Source organism: Mycobacterium sp. E2327, assembly GCF_001672675.1.
GTDB lineage: Bacteria > Actinomycetota > Actinomycetes > Mycobacteriales > Mycobacteriaceae > Mycobacterium.
This window is the reverse complement of record NZ_LZKE01000222.1, coordinates 88,872-104,204: the sequence shown is the minus strand read 5'-3', so window position 1 is coordinate 104,204 and position 15,333 is coordinate 88,872. Positions and strand designations below refer to the sequence as shown.

Here is a 15,333-nt window from a genome sequence, read left to right as displayed (position 1 = left end):
GAAAATCAGGGTCCGTTATGAATTTCCGCTCGAACTGCGAGGTTGTGCGGACAGCTTGGTAATCAGCCGCCGCATACTGCGGCCGAGTGATCGCGGAACGTGATCGGGATCCATCAGCTCGTTCTCGGCCAGCGCGCTGTCCTCGCCGGCCACCGTCCGCCCGGTGAATCGCCGCAATGTCTTGCCCTGCCCACGCAGCGTCTCGACTGTCGCCAGAAACGACCTATCCTTCCGCATCGTCCCCTCGAACTCGTCGACGGAAATCCCCAGATGCTCGCACACCAGTTGTTGCCGCACCGACTCGATCGTCCGCCGGATATGTTCGTGCGCTTGGCTATTCGGGTCCGCTTCGACGGCGAGGTCGCACTCGCTGTCGAACCCCATCGACCGGTTGTTGAAGTTCGACGAGCCGACGCGCAACAGCCAATCGTCGACGACCAGTATCTTCGAGTGAATGTAAATCTGTGACCCGCCGTCGGTCACCGCCCAGTAGACGCCCAGACGGCGGTATTCGTCTGCCGCCCAGAGTTTTTGGATGAGTCGGTGGCGTGCGCTGTCCATCGTCTCGCGCTCGAGCCGGTTCAGCCCGCGGCGGGGTAGGACGATGACGATCTCCGGGCCGTCCTGCTCTTTGAGCCGAGCGGCCAGTGCCTCGACCACCTGTCGGGCCGCCAGGTACTGGTTCTCCAGATAGATGGTGTGACGTGCCGCCGCAATCGCCGCGAGGTTGAGCGCTTCCACCTCGCGAACCTCGTCGCGGCCACCGAATGTGGGCAAGGTGCGCGCGATCCCGACCTCGACGTCGCGCAAGATGGGCGGCAAGCCGCCGGGCCATACGTCGCGCGCAGACTCGATCGGGGCCAGCGACTCCTCGGTCGCGGTCCGCCATCTGTCCCGGGCGACCTCCGCGAGCGCGGCCGCCGCGGCGCCGTCCACCGCGGCCGCGACCTCGTGTCGCGGACCGTACCTGCGGCCGAGCGCGCGGCGAAATCGATTGTCGTGCTTGTGCTCCGGAGTGTCCCAGCGATCCAGTGTGAGGTCGATGCCGCCGCAGAACGCGAGGACGTCATCGACGACCACGATCTTCTGGTGATGGACCGCGCCGGTGGGCCGTGCCCCGTCGATGGCCAGGCGCAATCGGCTGCTGCTCAGTCGATTCACAACCGACACGGGCGTGACGCCGTACCACAGGCCGTCGAACACGGGCAGCAGGCGGAGGTTGGACTTCAGTACGTAGATTTCGAGGGTCGGGCGTCGCCACAGCAGCCAGTAGAGAAAGGCGCCCAGCTGGTTCGGGCCGGCGAGCTTCTTTCCTCCTCGTTCGAACGCCGTCCTGGCGTCGAAGTCCCAGCCGATCAAGATGATTCGATGTCGGGCCCGCAGCATCGCCGCCTTGACCTGGCGAAAGTAGTCGGCGGCGTCGATGATGCAGGCCAGCTGGTCGGCGCGCTCGACGCGCCAGCAGGTCCGTCCGGTGATGGGCAGGGGCTCGTCGCGCATACGCGGTCTGTCTATCACACGAGCGTCCGGTCGCCCGGCGACTGCGGCCGGCCTGCGTACAGTCATGAACTGTGAACGTTGACGCGATTGCCTTCAGCGAGCAGTGGGTGGCGGCATGGAACGCCCACGACGTCGAATCCGTGCTGAAGCACTTCCACGAAGACGTGCTGTTCACCTCGCCGGTGGCGGCCGAGCTGCTCCCGGAAACGGCGGGGCTGGTTCGCGGCAAGGCCGCGCTGCGGCATTACTGGACTCGGGCCTTGCAGCGCATTCCCGACCTTCGGTTTGCCGTCGAGGGGGTCTACCTGGGCATCGATACCATCGTCATCGCCTACCGAAACCAAGCCGACAAGCTGATGAACGAAGTCTTACGGTTCGACGGCGACGTGGTGATCGAGGGGCACGCTACGTACCTCGTTCGTCGGTAACCACGGTCGGTCCTGCTCTTTCGACTCGGCGGGCTGGAGCGTCCCAGTCCGATCGAGCGCCGAGCCGCCCACTCGCGGCGGCGAGACCTACCGCGTGCTCTCGTCGGGAAGATCGCGCCGGGACTGGTGCAGCGCGGGTCCGTCCGGGTCATCGTCCTGGTGCTCCAGTTTCTCCTGAAGCTCCCGCTGCTCCTCGGTCGCTTTCCGAGCGTCTTCGGGTGCCGGCGGCGGGTCGATGTTGACTTGTTGATCCACGCGAGATCTCCCTCGAGCTTCGACGGCTGTTCCTGGGAGGATCTCCCCGATCACGCGATCCGAAACCGGACAGTCACGACGACGGGCCTGATCGAGCACGGCGACGGGCCTCCCGGGAGGCGGCTGCTTTAGCGCGGACCAGGACGGCTTCTTTGCGGACGAGCCGCGCGTGCCTGCGAAGCTGGCGGGCTTGCATGGTCGGGTCACGCGGTTGTTGCAGGGCAGATTCGTTGAAGGTCCGTCGAGCGATGCGGGACCGGTAGGCCTTCTGCCGGCACGCCCCTGAGCAGTAACACGCGTCGGAACGACCATAGAACGGCGTCCGGCACACGCAACATCGCAACTTCGAGGCCGCCATTGCCGGGACGTTACAGCTAGCCGTAACGCTTTGCGGGGGTTCCGGCGAGTTTAGTCGGTTGAAAAGACCACGCTCGCAACGTAGTAGCATTCACACTCTCAGGGTGTGGGTGCAGCTGCCGGCTCAAACGACGCGTGGGGCCGACGCGGGTCACGAAAGGTGCCGATCCCGTGGCCGGTGAGACGTTTGCGCAGTCAGACGAACGGGAGTTCGTGCGCAGGCCAAACTACCTCCACGATGGGCTGCCTTGGTTGACCTGGCATAGCGTGTCTCCGCCCCAACCGGCAAGACGCGACTTGATGCTTGGCCGGGGCTTCGTTCAATGATGACGCGGCTTAAGGCGTGGTGGAGCCAACCCGACGAGTATGAGTGGGTCACCGCATTCCTGGACCAGCGTGGGATGCTGCGTCCGGCACGGATGATCATGGCGGTTGTCGCCGGATCGTCGGCGATGGTGCCGCTGGCGGTGTTGCCGAGCCGAAGCCACCCGGGTGCCGTTGAACTGACAACCGGTACTGTCGCCGCCGCCTTCACCATCGGTGTGACCCTGTTGTGGCTGACCCGCTGGCCCACCCGTTGGCAGTCGCGCGTTGGCGTGGGGCTGGGTTCGTTGTTCGTCGGCGGGTGGAGCCTGGTGCAGCCCAGCGGTGCCCTCGCCGCGCTGGCGTGCACGGCCCTGGCCGTCACCGGCGGCTACATCGCGTTTTACCACGGTCCCAAGCTCCTGGTCTTCAACAGCGTGGTGGCCTGCGCGGTCACCGCGGCGGCGGTGGTGCGGCTGGCTCGTGAGACCAATATTGCCACGGCGGCCTCCGCGCTCTGGATAATTACATTTCTCAATGTGTCTGTGGCCCTGGGCATTTGGGGTATGTCGCGGGCCATGGGAATGTATGTTCAGCGCTCCGAAGAAGATGCCCTCACCGGATTGCTGAACCGGCGCGCGTTCGCCGACGCCGTCACTAACCGATTGGCGAATCCGCCGGCCGAGCACACGCACCTGGCGATGCTGATGGTCGATCTGGACAACTTCAAACGCATCAACGACACCCATGGCCATTTGGCCGGTGACCGCGCTCTGCGGGCGGTGGCCGACCTCCTGCGCGAGCACACCCCGGCCAACGCGGTCATCTGCCGCGCCGGCGGCGAGGAGTTCTTGGTCGCGCTGACCGCCGTGACGTCGGACGTGAAGCCACTGACCGTGCAATTCAGCAGCGCGCTGGCCGGGCTTCTCCCCAGGGTCACCGCGAGTGTCGGCATCGCGAGCACCGAGCTGCGCCAGTTCAACGGCGACGCTGCCTACGTCGTCAACGACCTCATCAAGATCGCCGACGACGCGATGTATGCCGCCAAACGCCGTGGCGGAGACCAGGTCCACCAGAGCGTGATGGCCTAGCCGCCGGCTTTCGAACGATACCCGCTTCGCTCGCGTACACGTTCTGCACAGATTCGCCATAGCGGCCGCTTAGGTTGCGGCGAAATCATCGAGCCAGGCTTATCAGCGGCCCCAAGCGAGGGAGGGACATTGAGCTTCCAGACCGACGTGGCCGCACGACCCAAGCTCGCCGACGACGTGGCCGTCGCGCTGACCAAGCCACGGCTGCGGGGCTTCATCCACCAATACTGCGCTGTGGCGGCCGTGATCGCGGGCGCGCCGCTGGTGGTGATCTCGTGGGCCGAGGCCTCCAAGCGGGCGGGACACTCGACGCTGACCTACACCCTGGCGATCGTGGCGATGTTTGCCGTCAGCGCCGTCTATCACCGCGTGCACTGGGAGTCCGCGGTCTGCCGGAACTGGATGAGGCGGCTCGACCACTCGATGATCTTCGTGCTCATCGCCGGCACCTACACACCGTTCGCCAGGCTCGCGATGCCCCGCGGGACCGGCTACCTGGTCCTGGCGATCGTCTGGGGTGGTGCGGTGGTTGGCATTGCGCTGCAACTGTTCTGGCCGACCGCCCCGCGCTGGCTGGGGATTTCCCTCTACCTGCTGCTGGGCTGGGTGGCTGTTTGGTACACCGGACTAATCTCGCAGAACGCCGGAATGGCGGCGGCGGTCCTGCTGGCGGTGGGTGGGCTGCTGTATAGCGTCGGTGCCGTGTTCTACGGACTGCGCTGGCCCGATCCCTGGCCGACGACGTTCGGCTACCACGAGGTCTTTCACGCATGCACCGCGCTCGCGGCGATCTGCCAATACATCGCCGTCTGGTTCGCGGTCTTCTGAGCCGACGGCCCCTGCCGCCGCCGCTACTTCGCGTCGGAGGCGACCCGCTCCAACGCGGCGAGGTGGTCGTCGACGGTCGCCAGGCCGGCCTTCATGGTGTTCACCGATACGTGCGTGGCGCCGGCGGCCTTCCAGGCGGCGATGTCGGCGGCGGCTTTCTCAGGGTCGCCGGTCCAGCTGATCCGGCCCTCCATGCCGAGGGTGTCGGGGTCGCGGCCGACCGCTGTTGCCGCGCGACGGACCTGCTCACGCGCGTAGTCCAGGCCGGGTCCGGGCTCCATCATCGGAAACCAGCCGTCGCTGAGCCGTCCGGCGCGTTCGTAGGCGCGGTCGGACGCCGCGCCGAACCACACCGGGATGGGGCGCTGGGTCGGCATCGGGGCCAGGCCCGCCCCAGTCACCGTGTGGTACTTGCCGTTGAACGTCACCGACCGTTCGGTCCACAGCTTGCGCATGACCTCGACCTGTTCCTCGGAGCGGCGGCCGCGGTTGGTGAATGTCTCACCGAGCGCCTCGTACTCGACGTCGTTCCACCCCAACCCGATACCGAGCCGGAAGCGCCCCTTGGTGAGCAGATCGACCTCGGCGGCCTGCTTGGCCACCAACACCGTCTGGCGCTGCGGCAGGATGATCACGCCGGTGACGAGTTCAAGCGAGGTGACCGCGGCCAGGTAGCCGAACATCACGAACGGCTCGTGAAAGGTCGAGTCGATGTCGTAGTAGCCCTGCCAGCCCTGGTGCACCGCCGGATCGGCGCCGACCACATGGTCGTAGGCGAGGATGTGGGTGAAGCCCAACTCCTCGACGCGCTGCCCATAGGCACGTACCGCTGCGGGGTCTCCACCGAGCTCGGTCTGCGGGAACACGACACCAATGCGCATTGCCCGTTCAACCGAGCCGCGCCGCGGTTGCTTCCCCGAATCGGAATGTGCCGCACCCACCCGTACTTTTCCCAGTAAACACGCGTTCACAGCGAACTGGCAGGGAACCCGGTACCGCCGGTACGCATGATGCGGGGACCGGGTGGGTACCCGGGCGGTTGAACGGTCGCGTAGCGGCGGCCTGCGTTCCGCCCTTGGATCGACCGCTCTCCGAAATCGAGGGGAAGCCGACGGCGCACCACCCGTCGGCGGGAGGAGCGTCTGATGCCAGAAGTCCAACTTCACCACGAAGGACATCCCAAGTACCGCCGGATGGTCCGATTCGACTGGTCGGAAACGCCGCTGCACTGGGTGCCCGACGATCCGTTCTCCACCCACATGATCAACGTCCTGCACCTGCTGCTGCCCGAGGGCGAGCGGCACTTCATCAAGGCCGTCCTCGAGGCGTCGTCGCTGGTCGACGACCCGGAGCTGGAGGCGGCGATCAAGCCGTTCATCCAGCAGGAATCGTGGCACGCGTGGGCGCACCAGATCGTGCTGGACCACTTGGCCGAGCAGGGCATCGACACCAAGCCGTACACCGACCGGCTCGGGAGGCTGTTGTCGATGACGCTGGGCGATCCGCCCAGGTGGTTTCCGCCGGCCATGAAGCGGTGGTGGCTGTATCGGCGGCTCGCCGATGTGGCCGCGCTCGAGCATTACACCGCGATGTTGGGCCAGTGGGTGCTGACGAACCGGGGTCTGGACTACGCGAAGGCTGACCCGATGATGCTCGACCTGCTGCGCTGGCACGGCGCTGAGGAGGTCGAGCACCGCTCGCTGGTGTACGACGTCTTCCAGCACGTCAGCGGCAACTACTGGATCAGGGCATTCTCGATGTTCTTCACCACGCCGTTGTTCATCGCCTGGTGGGTCGCGGGTGCGCGCTACCTGATGGCCCAGGACCCGACCATCGACCAAAAGTGGCGTTGGCGGGACTGGCTGTGGGCCGCCCGCGAGTACCGGTTGCCGGGCCCGTGGAAGCTCATGGTGACAACGCCGGTCCGCTACCTGCGACCGAGCCACCATCCGAACGACGAGGCGTCCACGCAGATGGCGGTCGACTACCTGAACTACTCCCCGGTGGCGAAAGCCGCGCGGGAGCGCGCGCTGTCCCAGGCAAAGTCAACGGATCAATCCCAGGGGATCGAGACTTCAAGCAATGGAGCACGAAAGGTTGACGTTCGATGAAGGTTTCGGTGGATCTGGACACCTGCGACGGCAACGGGGTGTGCATGAGCATTTGCCACGAGGTGTTCGACGTACGAGAAGACGGACTGCACGTACTCCAAGACGAACCGCCGGAGGAACTGCGCCAGCAGCTGATCGGCGCCGAGGTGTCCTGCCCCACTCGGGCGATCACGGTGAAGGAGTGATCCGATGCCGAGCCGTCAGCTGAAGGACGTAGTCGTCGTCGGTGGAGGCGTGGCGGGGACACGGGCAGCCGAGACCCTCCGACAGGAGGGCTACGACGGTGCCCTGACCATCGTCGGCGCCGAGCGCCACGCCCCCTATCACCGGCCGCCGCTCTCCAAGAAACTGCTCACCGGCGAGGTGCACCGCGCCGGGGTCGACCTGGCGCCCCAATTCGAGCTGGAAGCGCGCGTGCTGCGCGGCGCGTCGGCGACCAAGCTGGACCTGGCGTCGCACACCGTCCACGTGTGCGACGAAAACCGCGACCTGGCACTGCAATTCGACGGACTGGTGATCGCAAGTGGTGCGACACCACGCGAATGGCCGGGCGGCCCGGTCCCGGACGGAGTGCTGATGCTCCGCACGGTCGACGACTGTCTGGCGATCCGGCAAAGGCTGGGCTCACACCCACGGGTCGTCGTCGTCGGCGGGGGGTTCATCGGAGCCGAGGTGGCCGCGAGTTGCCGCTCGGTGGGGCTGGATGTGGTTCTGATCGAGAAGGCATCCAGCCCGCTGCTGGCCGCGCTGGGTGCGGAACTGGCGCCACGCTGGGCCGAACTGCACCGCCAGCATGGGGTGGATCTGCGGGTCGGGGTGGGAGTCGACGCGTTCGTCGGAAACGGACACGTGGAGGCCGTTCGGTTGACCGATGGCTCGCAGGTTCCCGCCGATCTCGTGATCGTCGGCCTGGGCGTCACCCCTGCCATCGATTGGTTGGGCGGCTCGGGCTTGCACCTCGATGACGGGGTGTTGTGCGACGCCACGGGCGCGGCCGAGGGCCCCGACGGGGACGTTGCCGTCGTCGCGGCTGGCGACGTCGCGCGCTGGTGGCACCCCCTCTACGAGCGGCATCTGCGCACCGAGCATTGGGACGACGCCGGGCGTCAGGGCGCGGTGGCGGCTCGCACGCTGCTGATGGGGCCCGACGCGGCGCAAGCTTACGACGACGTGCCGTATTTCTGGTCCGATCAATATGATGTGAAGGTCCAGATGCTAGGCGTCCCAACGGGTTACGATGCCACCGAAATCATCGAGGGCTATCCCGACGGCTGGGAGTTCGTCGCCGCGTACGGACGCGACGGCCAGACCATCGCGGTGCTGGGAACGATCCCGAACCGGGTGTATGCCTACCGTGACGCCATCGCAAAACGAGCGGAGTTTCCGCCGAGGCGGGCGGAGTAACAAGCGAGGCCGTTCGCGCGCCGCCATGATGGACGCGTGACGGTGCACAAGACCAACGCGGTGCTGCGGGTCGGCAAGTTCGAGCCCACTTTCGCCGACGAGCTGGCCCTGCGATACGACGTCCCCTCGCTTCCCGACGGCGCGGAGCGCACCCGGTTCCTGGCCGAGCATGCGGCCGGGATCCGAGTGGTCGTGACCTCGGGACAGCCCGGTGTCGATGCCGGCACCATCGCGGCGTTGCCCAACGTGGAGGTGATCGTCAACAACGGGGCCGGCGTGGACGCGATCGACCTGGAGGCGGCGAAGCGCCGCGGCATCGGCGTGAGCAATACGCCGGATGTGCTGTCGGACACGGTCGCCGACACGGCGCTGGGCTTGATCCTGATGACGCTGCGCCGTTTCGGCGCCGCCGACCGCTACGTGCGCGCCGGTCGGTGGGCGCGCGACGGCCAATTTCCCTATGGCAGGGACGTCAGCGGCCTGCAGGTCGGCATCCTGGGCTTGGGCAGGATCGGTTCGGCCATCGCGACCAGGCTGCTCGGCTTCGACTGTGCCATCGCCTATCACAACCGGCACCGAATCGATGATTGCCCGTACCGCTATGCGGAGTCCCCGGCGCGGCTGGCCCAGTCGGTCGATGTGCTGGTGGTCGCCACCACTGGCGACCACCGGACACGCAAGCTCGTCGACCGCACCGTCCTCGAGGCGTTGGGTCCCGAGGGTTACTTGGTCAACATCGCGCGGGGCAGCGTCGTCGACCAGGAAGCCCTGGTGGAGTTGCTGATGAGGGGCGGGCTGGCGGGAGCCGGGCTGGATGTCTTCGCCGACGAACCCCACGTGCCCGCCGAGCTGCTGAGCCTGGACAACGTGGTGTTGTTCCCTCATATCGGCAGCGCAACCGCGCGGACCCGCAGGGCGATGGCGTTGCTCGCGATTCGCAACCTGGACAGTTACCTGGAGACCGGCGAGCTGGTGACACCGGTATTGCGTCCGCGTCGATGACATCGTCGTTTCGATCGACGCCGGAGGCTCGTCGGGGAGGGGAATGGATCGGCCCTGCGGCCGCGTTGAGAGGGCCATGACCGACGGCGTTGAGCTCAGCCCCAGGGATTGGGTGCGCGAGCAGACCGAGCGAATTCTGCACCAGGGCACGACGGACGGGGTCGAGATCCTCGACCGGCCCGTCGTCCTGATAACGGTTACGGGCGCCAAGTCCGGCAAGAAGCGCTACGTGCCGTTGATGCGTGTCGAAAACGGCGGTCGGTACGCCATGGTGGCGTCCCAGGGCGGCGCCCCCACCCACCCGTCGTGGTACTTCAATGTCAAAGCCAACGCGGCGGTGACGGTGCAGGACGGCGACAAGGTTGTCGCCCTCACCGCGCGCGAGCTGGACGGCGCCGAGCGGGAGCAGTGGTGGCGGCTGGCCGTCGAAGCCTTTCCGCCCTACGCCGAGTACCAGACCAAAACGGCCAGGCAGATCCCCGTCTTCGTGCTCGAGTAAGCACCGGCGCGCCACCGGGTATAACCAACGTCACATCTCGTCGAGGCGTGACCCACCGATCAGCGGGTAACCAGGCCTGGCCGTGAGAGCCCAACATGAGTGAGACGATTCAACGCCACCTCGGCGAAACCGACAGCCCGATCGAGGACCGTCTCGAGGACGCCTTCAGCAGGATGCTGAGCGAGGGCACCCAGCGGATGCACCGCACCTGGCGCGGCTTGCTGGTCACCGGCTTCTTCGGCGGCACCGACGTCGCGTTGGGCGTGCTCGCCTACCTGTCAGTCATGCACGCCACCCACCAACCGCTGCTGGCTGGTTTGGCGTTCTCGATCGGCTTCCTGGCGCTTCTGCTGGGGCACAGCGAATTGTTCACGGAGGGCTTCTTGGTGCCCGTCGTCACGGCCGCCGCCAAGCGTGCCAGCCTCATGCAACTGTTCAGACTATGGGGCGGGACGCTGGTGGCCAACCTCGTCGGCGGCTGGGTGATCATGTGGCTGATCATGACCGCCTTCCCCCCGCTCCACGAGCAGACGGTGGAATCGGCCACGCACTTCGCCACGGCACCGGTGTCGGCGCAAACCTTGGCGCTCTCCGTGCTCGGCGGCATGGCGATCACCCTGATGACCCGGATGCAACAAGGCACTGAGTCGGTGCCCGGAAAGATCGCCGCGGCCGTCGCCGTGGCCTTCCTCCTGGCCGGTCTGCAGCTCTTCCACTCGATCCTGGACTCGCTGCTGATTTTCGGCGCACTGGTCGCCGCGCGCGCGCCGTTCGGTTACCTCGACTGGCTGGGGTGGTTTACCTACACGGCGGCCGGCAATGTCGTGGGCGGCCTCGGTCTGGTGACGCTGCTGCGGTTGTTGCGCAGCAAGGATCGGCTGGAGGAGGAGCGTGCAGCCGTCGATGCCGGATGATCCGGTCGGCCGCCCCGAATCCTGGTGCCGCACCCGCGAACTCAGCTGAGTGCAAGCTGTGGCCGAAGCGAGACGCGGACGGGTTATCGATCGGGCCACGATGGGGTATGCGTATCGCATGACCGCAGATTCACCGATGGCTGCCACTCCGGCGCGATTCGCCCGCGCGGGAGCCGCCGACCCCCTCACGGCAACAGAGTTGCGCCGCGCACTGCGCCGGTGGCTGCGCGAGGCGACCGAAGTGCCTGCGGCTGTATGCGACGACATCGTCTTGGGCGCCGGTGAAGCGCTGGCGAATTGCGTCGAGCACGCATATCGCACGCATCGCACCGCGGGCACCATGGAGCTCGAGGCCAGCCACGATCCCGCCGCGCGATCGATCAGCGTGTGCGTCAGCGACCGCGGGACCTGGCATCGGCCCTCACCGGCCAGACCCAACGATCCTCGGGCGTCGCGCGGCATCATGTTGATGCACGCATTGGCCGATCACTGCACCATCAACGCGCGCCCGGGGGGCACCACGGTGTGCCTGGACTACACGATCGATCCAATCACGTTGCAAGGCAACGTTACTGGCGTGTAGTGGCGTGGGGGAGGCAGGCCGGGCACCGGCGCGGACAAGCCTTCGCGGATGCCGCGATCTATTTCTTGCCGCGGGTCCGCGTCGCCCGGACCCGGCGCCCGGCAGCCGCAGCGCAGCCCGCGGTAGGGGTTCGGCCCGGTGTCGCCACCGTCCGGCCCGGCGAGCGCCGGTGTCGCGTCCCCAAGACAGCAGCCCGCTGCAATGGCCAGGCAGCCCAGCAGTTCGGAGATCGACACCCGAATCGGCATTGCGGCCCTCCCGTCAGCACCCGTATCTGGATTGACGCGGCCGAAAGGCGCTTCGTTCCAACGTCATCCAGCCGGCGGGTGGCCGCCGGCGCATGCGCTCACGCTGCTACGGCGCGCTCGAGCTCCTTCAGCGACGTCTCCAGGTGAGCGAGTAGCCGCTGCAGGTGCGGCACGCTGCGGCGGCAGCCGACCAGACCGAAGTCCAGGTTGCCGGCGTTGTTGGTCACGGTGATGTTGACCGCCTGCCCGTCGAGCGGGATCGACAGCGGATAGTTGCCGTCCAGCCGGGCGCCGCGCCAATACAACGGCTCGGACGGCCCGGCTGACACGTTCGAGATGACGATGTTGAACGGCGGGGACGCCGCCGAGAGATATCCGGGTATCAGCCCGAAGAACAGCCCGCCGATGTTGAACGCCGACAGCGCCAGCTGTTGCACCGCGGGCAGCTGCTGGAACACCTCCTTGGTGTCGCGAATCGACGAGCTGATGACGTCCAGCCGCTGCGCCGGGTCGTCGAGGTCGGTGGCCAGGTTGCACAGGAAGGTGCCGACCATGTTGCCCCCGCGGTCGTCGTCGTCCTTGCGGAGGTTGACCGGCACCATCGCCGTCAGCGGGGCGTCCGGCAGGGCGCCCTGCTCGAGCAGGTAGGCCCGCAGCGCCGCGGCGGACATGGCTAGCACGACATCGTTCACCGTCACGCCGGCGGCCGACTTGACCGCCTTGATGCGGTCCAGCGACCAAGACTGCGCGGCCACCCGTCGAGCGCCGCCGATCCGGACGTTGAACATGCTGCGCGGCGCCCGGAAGGGGAGGGTCAGCTGTTGCTCGACCAGCGCCGCCCGGGCCAGCCGCAGCGTTGACGGCGCCAACGCCAGCGCGGACCCAGCGGTGCGGCCGACCCGCCCCAGCATCGACGCTCGGTTATGGCGCGCGCTGCGGTGGCGCGGCGGGAGGTCCCACGGGACCCGTACCTGGTCGTCGTCCGGGTTGGGGGTGAAGGCGCGTTGCACCAGCCGCAGCGCCGACACGCCGTCCATCAGGGAGTGGTGGTACTTGGTGTAGACGGCGTACCGCCCGTCCTGCAGTCCCTCCACGAGGTGGGCTTCCCAGAGCGGACGGTGACGGTCCAGCAGGCTGCCGTGCAGCCGCGAAGCCAGCTCCAGCAGGTCGCGGACGCGTCCCGGTTCCGGCAGGGCCGAGCGGCGGAGGTGGTAGTCGAGCTCGACGTCCCTGTCGAACGACCACGCGACGTTGGTGATGCCGCCGAAGAAGGCCGGGTGCTTGCGGAACGTGGGCTGAACCTGCGTGCACTCGAGCATCGCCTGGTAGGACTCGCGGACGAAGTGCGGACCGGCGTCCTCGGGCGGCTCGAAGAGCTGCAGGGACCCCACGTGCATCGGATGCTCGCGTGACTCGCCGATGAGGAACAGCGCGTCCGTCGGTGATATCGGTTCCATGGTCACCCCTGATTCCTTTTGGGTGTGCCGTCCGCCGACACCCGCTCTATCTCCTATTAACCGAAGCGGGCGTCGGCCACACCTGAACCGGCGTCGGTCCCACGAAAAGTGGCGGTGATCTCGTCGACGCGCGGGTCGGCGCGCAACTGTTCGAGGGTTTCCGGCAATGGCTGGCGCCAGTTCGGGTACTCGTCGACGGTGCCGGGCAGGTTGGGCTGGTGGATCTCGGCAATCACGTCGTAGGGCGCGATGAGCTTGAGCCGGCTCGGGGTCGCGGCCAAAAAGCGGTGCATCGCGGTGATGATCGCCACCTCGTCCGGCTCGGACGGACCGAGTAGCCCTTCGGAGCGCAACAGGGCCAGCCACTCGGCACGTTCTCTGTCGGCCGTGGACTGTTCACCGGGAACATCGTCGAGCAGGCCGAGCTCGGCGCGCGCCCGTACGTGTTCGCCGCGCAGGAATCCGGCCGCGGTCGGCAGGTCGTGCGTCGAGATGCTCGCCGCGGCCCGAGCCGGCCAATTGGCCGACGGCATCAGCGGCTCACCGGGCGCGTCATCGTCACGGGTGAACCACGACACCGCGGACCCGAGCATCCCGTTGCGGGCGAGGGCTTGCGTGACCTCGGGTTCGACGGTGCCGAGATCCTCGCCGACTACGGTGGCCCCCGCGCGGTGCGCTTCCAGCGCCAGCACCGCGAGCATCACGTCGGCGTCGTAGTGCACGTAGGTTCCCCGATCCGGGCTGTCGCCGGGAGGGATCCACCACAGCCGCCACAGGCCGGCGACATGGTCGATGCGCAGGCCGTCGGCGTGGTCGAGGACGGCGCGCAGCACGTCCCGCAGCGCGGCGTAACCGGTGGCGGCGAGCCGGTCGGGTCGCCAGGGAGGTAGTCCCCAGTCCTGGCCGCGCGGTGTGAAGTTGTCCGGCGGCGCGCCGACGCTCACTCCCGTGGCGAACACGTCGGCCAGCGCCCACGCATCGGCGCCTTCGGGATCGACTCCGACCGGGAGGTCGTGCAGCACGCCCAGCGCCATGCCGGCGGTGCGGGCGGTGTCCCGCACGGCGGCCAGCTGTTCGGCGCACCGCTCCTGTACCCAGGCGTGGAAGGCGAGCCTGGGGGCCAGCTCGCCGCGCGCCGCCGCAACGGCCGGCCCGGTGACATCGCGCAGCGGTTCGGGCCATCGGGTCCACCGGCCGCCGTGCCGCTCGGCCAGCGCGCAGTAGGTCGCCCAGTCCCGCAACCCGCCGGAGACCGGCGAATCGTCCAGGGGACTGGGCCGGCCCTCGGCCCGCCAGAGCAGTTCCAGAGCGGCCCGCTTGGCCGCCCAGACCAGGTCGTAGTCGATGCGCGGCGTGCTCGCCGAGACGCTCAAGGCATCCAGCTCCGCTCGGGTGGCCGGGTCGGCACGTCGGTAGGCGCCGAGGTCTTGGATCCGCAGCGCCAACGGGTTGGCGAAACGCCGGCTCGACGGGGTGTAGGGCGAGGCCTGGACCGGGTGGGTCGGTCCGGGCGCGTGCAGGGGATTGAGGAGAACGGCGCCCGCCCCGTGCTCGGAAGCGGTCCAATTGATGAACGCCCGCAGATCCCCCAGGTCACCGATGCCCCAGGAGTTCGTCGACCGCAACGCATAGAGCTGCAGCATCCAGCCCCAGGTCGGTGGGGCCTGCGGCACCCGGGGCGGGGCCGCGACCACGGTGGCTTCCCGGCCGTCCCGCGTGTGCAGCCGGTACCATCCCGGCACCAGGTCGCCGGGGATCTCGTCGCGCACCTCGATCCGCTCGCCGTCCTCGCCCACGAGGAAGGCGGCCCCCGGCCGCGGCTGCGGCCGTCCCCCGACTCGAACGGCGACCGTAGGCGGCAGCAGTCCCGCACGCTCACGCTCGTCCAGCCTGGCCAGCTCGCGGCGCCGGCCGGCCTCGGTGCCGGCGTCGACCTCCAGCAGGCCGAGCACGCGGATCACGACATCGGCGTCGACCTCGACCGGCTCGCGGCGCTCGTTGCGGTAGGACGTGGCGACGCCGTGCGCGGCGGCCAACCGGCGCAGGTCGTCCGAAACGGGCTTGGGACGCGCGATCACGGGGTCCACTCCGACACGCCGGCGCAACTGAGGGGGGCGCCGCGGCGGCGCCGACGTTCAGGCATTGGGCTGGTATACCCGGCCCGGTGTCTCTCACACCTGCGTGGCGAGTGCCGGCGACGAATCAGTCTGCGCGGCTTAGGTTCTGGGCACCGGCGAAGGCATGACGGATGGTCCGAGCGGGATGGAGCCGAGACGTCGGCAGGCCGTGCGGCACCGCCGCGGGCCGGACGGATAGACTGACGGGCCAGAAACTCGCGCGGCTGAGATCACAC

15 protein-coding genes are annotated in these 15,333 nt (G+C 67.9%); 10 read left to right on the top strand and 5 right to left on the bottom strand.

Annotated elements, in window-relative coordinates:
• Positions 1-15 precede the first annotated feature (15 nt).
• Positions 16-1,500, bottom strand: a complete 1,485-nt coding sequence (locus A5712_RS25755; RefSeq protein WP_068111860.1) for a phospholipase D-like domain-containing protein — start codon at positions 1,498-1,500, stop codon at positions 16-18.
• Positions 1,501-1,571: 71 nt separating this feature from the next.
• Between A5712_RS25755 and A5712_RS25750 the strand changes: the two genes are divergently transcribed.
• Positions 1,572-1,928, top strand: coding sequence for a nuclear transport factor 2 family protein (locus tag A5712_RS25750; protein ID WP_068111858.1), 357 nt, complete (start codon positions 1,572-1,574; stop codon positions 1,926-1,928).
• Between the two features lie 87 nt (positions 1,929-2,015).
• Here the strand turns inward: A5712_RS25750 and A5712_RS31520 are convergent, their stop codons facing one another.
• Positions 2,016-2,183: a hypothetical protein gene (locus A5712_RS31520; protein ID WP_197519498.1), complete on the bottom strand. Its 168-nt coding sequence runs from the start codon at positions 2,181-2,183 to the stop codon at positions 2,016-2,018.
• Between the two features lie 683 nt (positions 2,184-2,866).
• On the opposite strand from A5712_RS31520, the gene A5712_RS25740 reads away from it, so the two are divergent.
• Both A5712_RS25740 and A5712_RS25735 read left to right on the top strand, forming a co-directional pair.
• A complete protein-coding gene (locus tag A5712_RS25740) occupies positions 2,867-3,934 on the top strand; it encodes a diguanylate cyclase (protein WP_068112025.1) in 1,068 nt (355 codons plus the stop codon).
• Positions 3,935-4,063: 129 nt separating this feature from the next.
• Positions 4,064-4,762, top strand: a complete 699-nt coding sequence (locus tag A5712_RS25735) for a hemolysin III family protein (protein ID WP_068111852.1) — start codon at positions 4,064-4,066, stop codon at positions 4,760-4,762.
• Between the two features lie 23 nt (positions 4,763-4,785).
• On the opposite strand, the gene A5712_RS25730 is transcribed toward A5712_RS25735, so the two are convergent.
• Positions 4,786-5,643, bottom strand: a complete 858-nt coding sequence (locus tag A5712_RS25730) for an LLM class F420-dependent oxidoreductase (RefSeq protein ID WP_068111850.1) — start codon at positions 5,641-5,643, stop codon at positions 4,786-4,788.
• Positions 5,644-5,907: 264 nt separating this feature from the next.
• On the opposite strand from A5712_RS25730, the gene A5712_RS25725 reads away from it, so the two are divergent.
• The 7 genes from A5712_RS25725 to A5712_RS25695 all read left to right on the top strand — a co-directional run bounded on the left by A5712_RS25725 (position 5,908) and on the right by A5712_RS25695 (position 11,275).
• Positions 5,908-6,873, top strand: coding sequence for a metal-dependent hydrolase (locus A5712_RS25725; protein ID WP_068111847.1), 966 nt, complete (start codon positions 5,908-5,910; stop codon positions 6,871-6,873).
• Entirely contained in the window at positions 6,870-7,058 is a 189-nt protein-coding gene (locus A5712_RS25720; protein WP_068111843.1) for a ferredoxin, read from the top strand. The genes A5712_RS25725 and A5712_RS25720 overlap by 4 nt, the downstream gene beginning before the upstream one ends.
• 4 nt (positions 7,059-7,062) lie before the next feature.
• Entirely contained in the window at positions 7,063-8,277 is a 1,215-nt protein-coding gene (locus tag A5712_RS25715; protein WP_068111839.1) for an NAD(P)/FAD-dependent oxidoreductase, read from the top strand.
• Positions 8,278-8,313: 36 nt separating this feature from the next.
• Entirely contained in the window at positions 8,314-9,279 is a 966-nt protein-coding gene (locus A5712_RS25710) for a 2-hydroxyacid dehydrogenase (RefSeq protein ID WP_068111835.1), read from the top strand.
• 76 nt (positions 9,280-9,355) lie between these two features.
• Positions 9,356-9,778: a nitroreductase family deazaflavin-dependent oxidoreductase gene (locus A5712_RS25705; protein WP_068111832.1), complete on the top strand. Its 423-nt coding sequence runs from the start codon at positions 9,356-9,358 to the stop codon at positions 9,776-9,778.
• 95 nt (positions 9,779-9,873) lie between these two features.
• Positions 9,874-10,692 (top strand): formate/nitrite transporter family protein, encoded by an 819-nt coding sequence (locus A5712_RS25700; protein ID WP_068111828.1) that lies wholly within the window; start codon positions 9,874-9,876, stop codon positions 10,690-10,692.
• Positions 10,693-10,810: 118 nt separating this feature from the next.
• The gene (locus A5712_RS25695; protein ID WP_068111825.1) at positions 10,811-11,275 is read left to right on the top strand and encodes an ATP-binding protein; all 465 of its coding nucleotides are present in this window, start codon (positions 10,811-10,813) and stop codon (positions 11,273-11,275) included.
• A 346-nt stretch (positions 11,276-11,621) separates the two neighbouring features.
• Here A5712_RS25695 and A5712_RS25690 read toward each other — a convergent pair whose 3' ends face one another.
• Entirely contained in the window at positions 11,622-12,980 is a 1,359-nt protein-coding gene (locus A5712_RS25690; RefSeq protein ID WP_068111821.1) for a wax ester/triacylglycerol synthase family O-acyltransferase, read from the bottom strand.
• Positions 12,981-13,036: 56 nt separating this feature from the next.
• Complete coding sequence (malQ, locus tag A5712_RS25685; protein WP_068112022.1) at positions 13,037-15,058, bottom strand: 4-alpha-glucanotransferase; 2,022 nt, start codon at positions 15,056-15,058, stop codon at positions 13,037-13,039.
• Between the last annotated feature and the right edge of the window lie 275 nt (positions 15,059-15,333).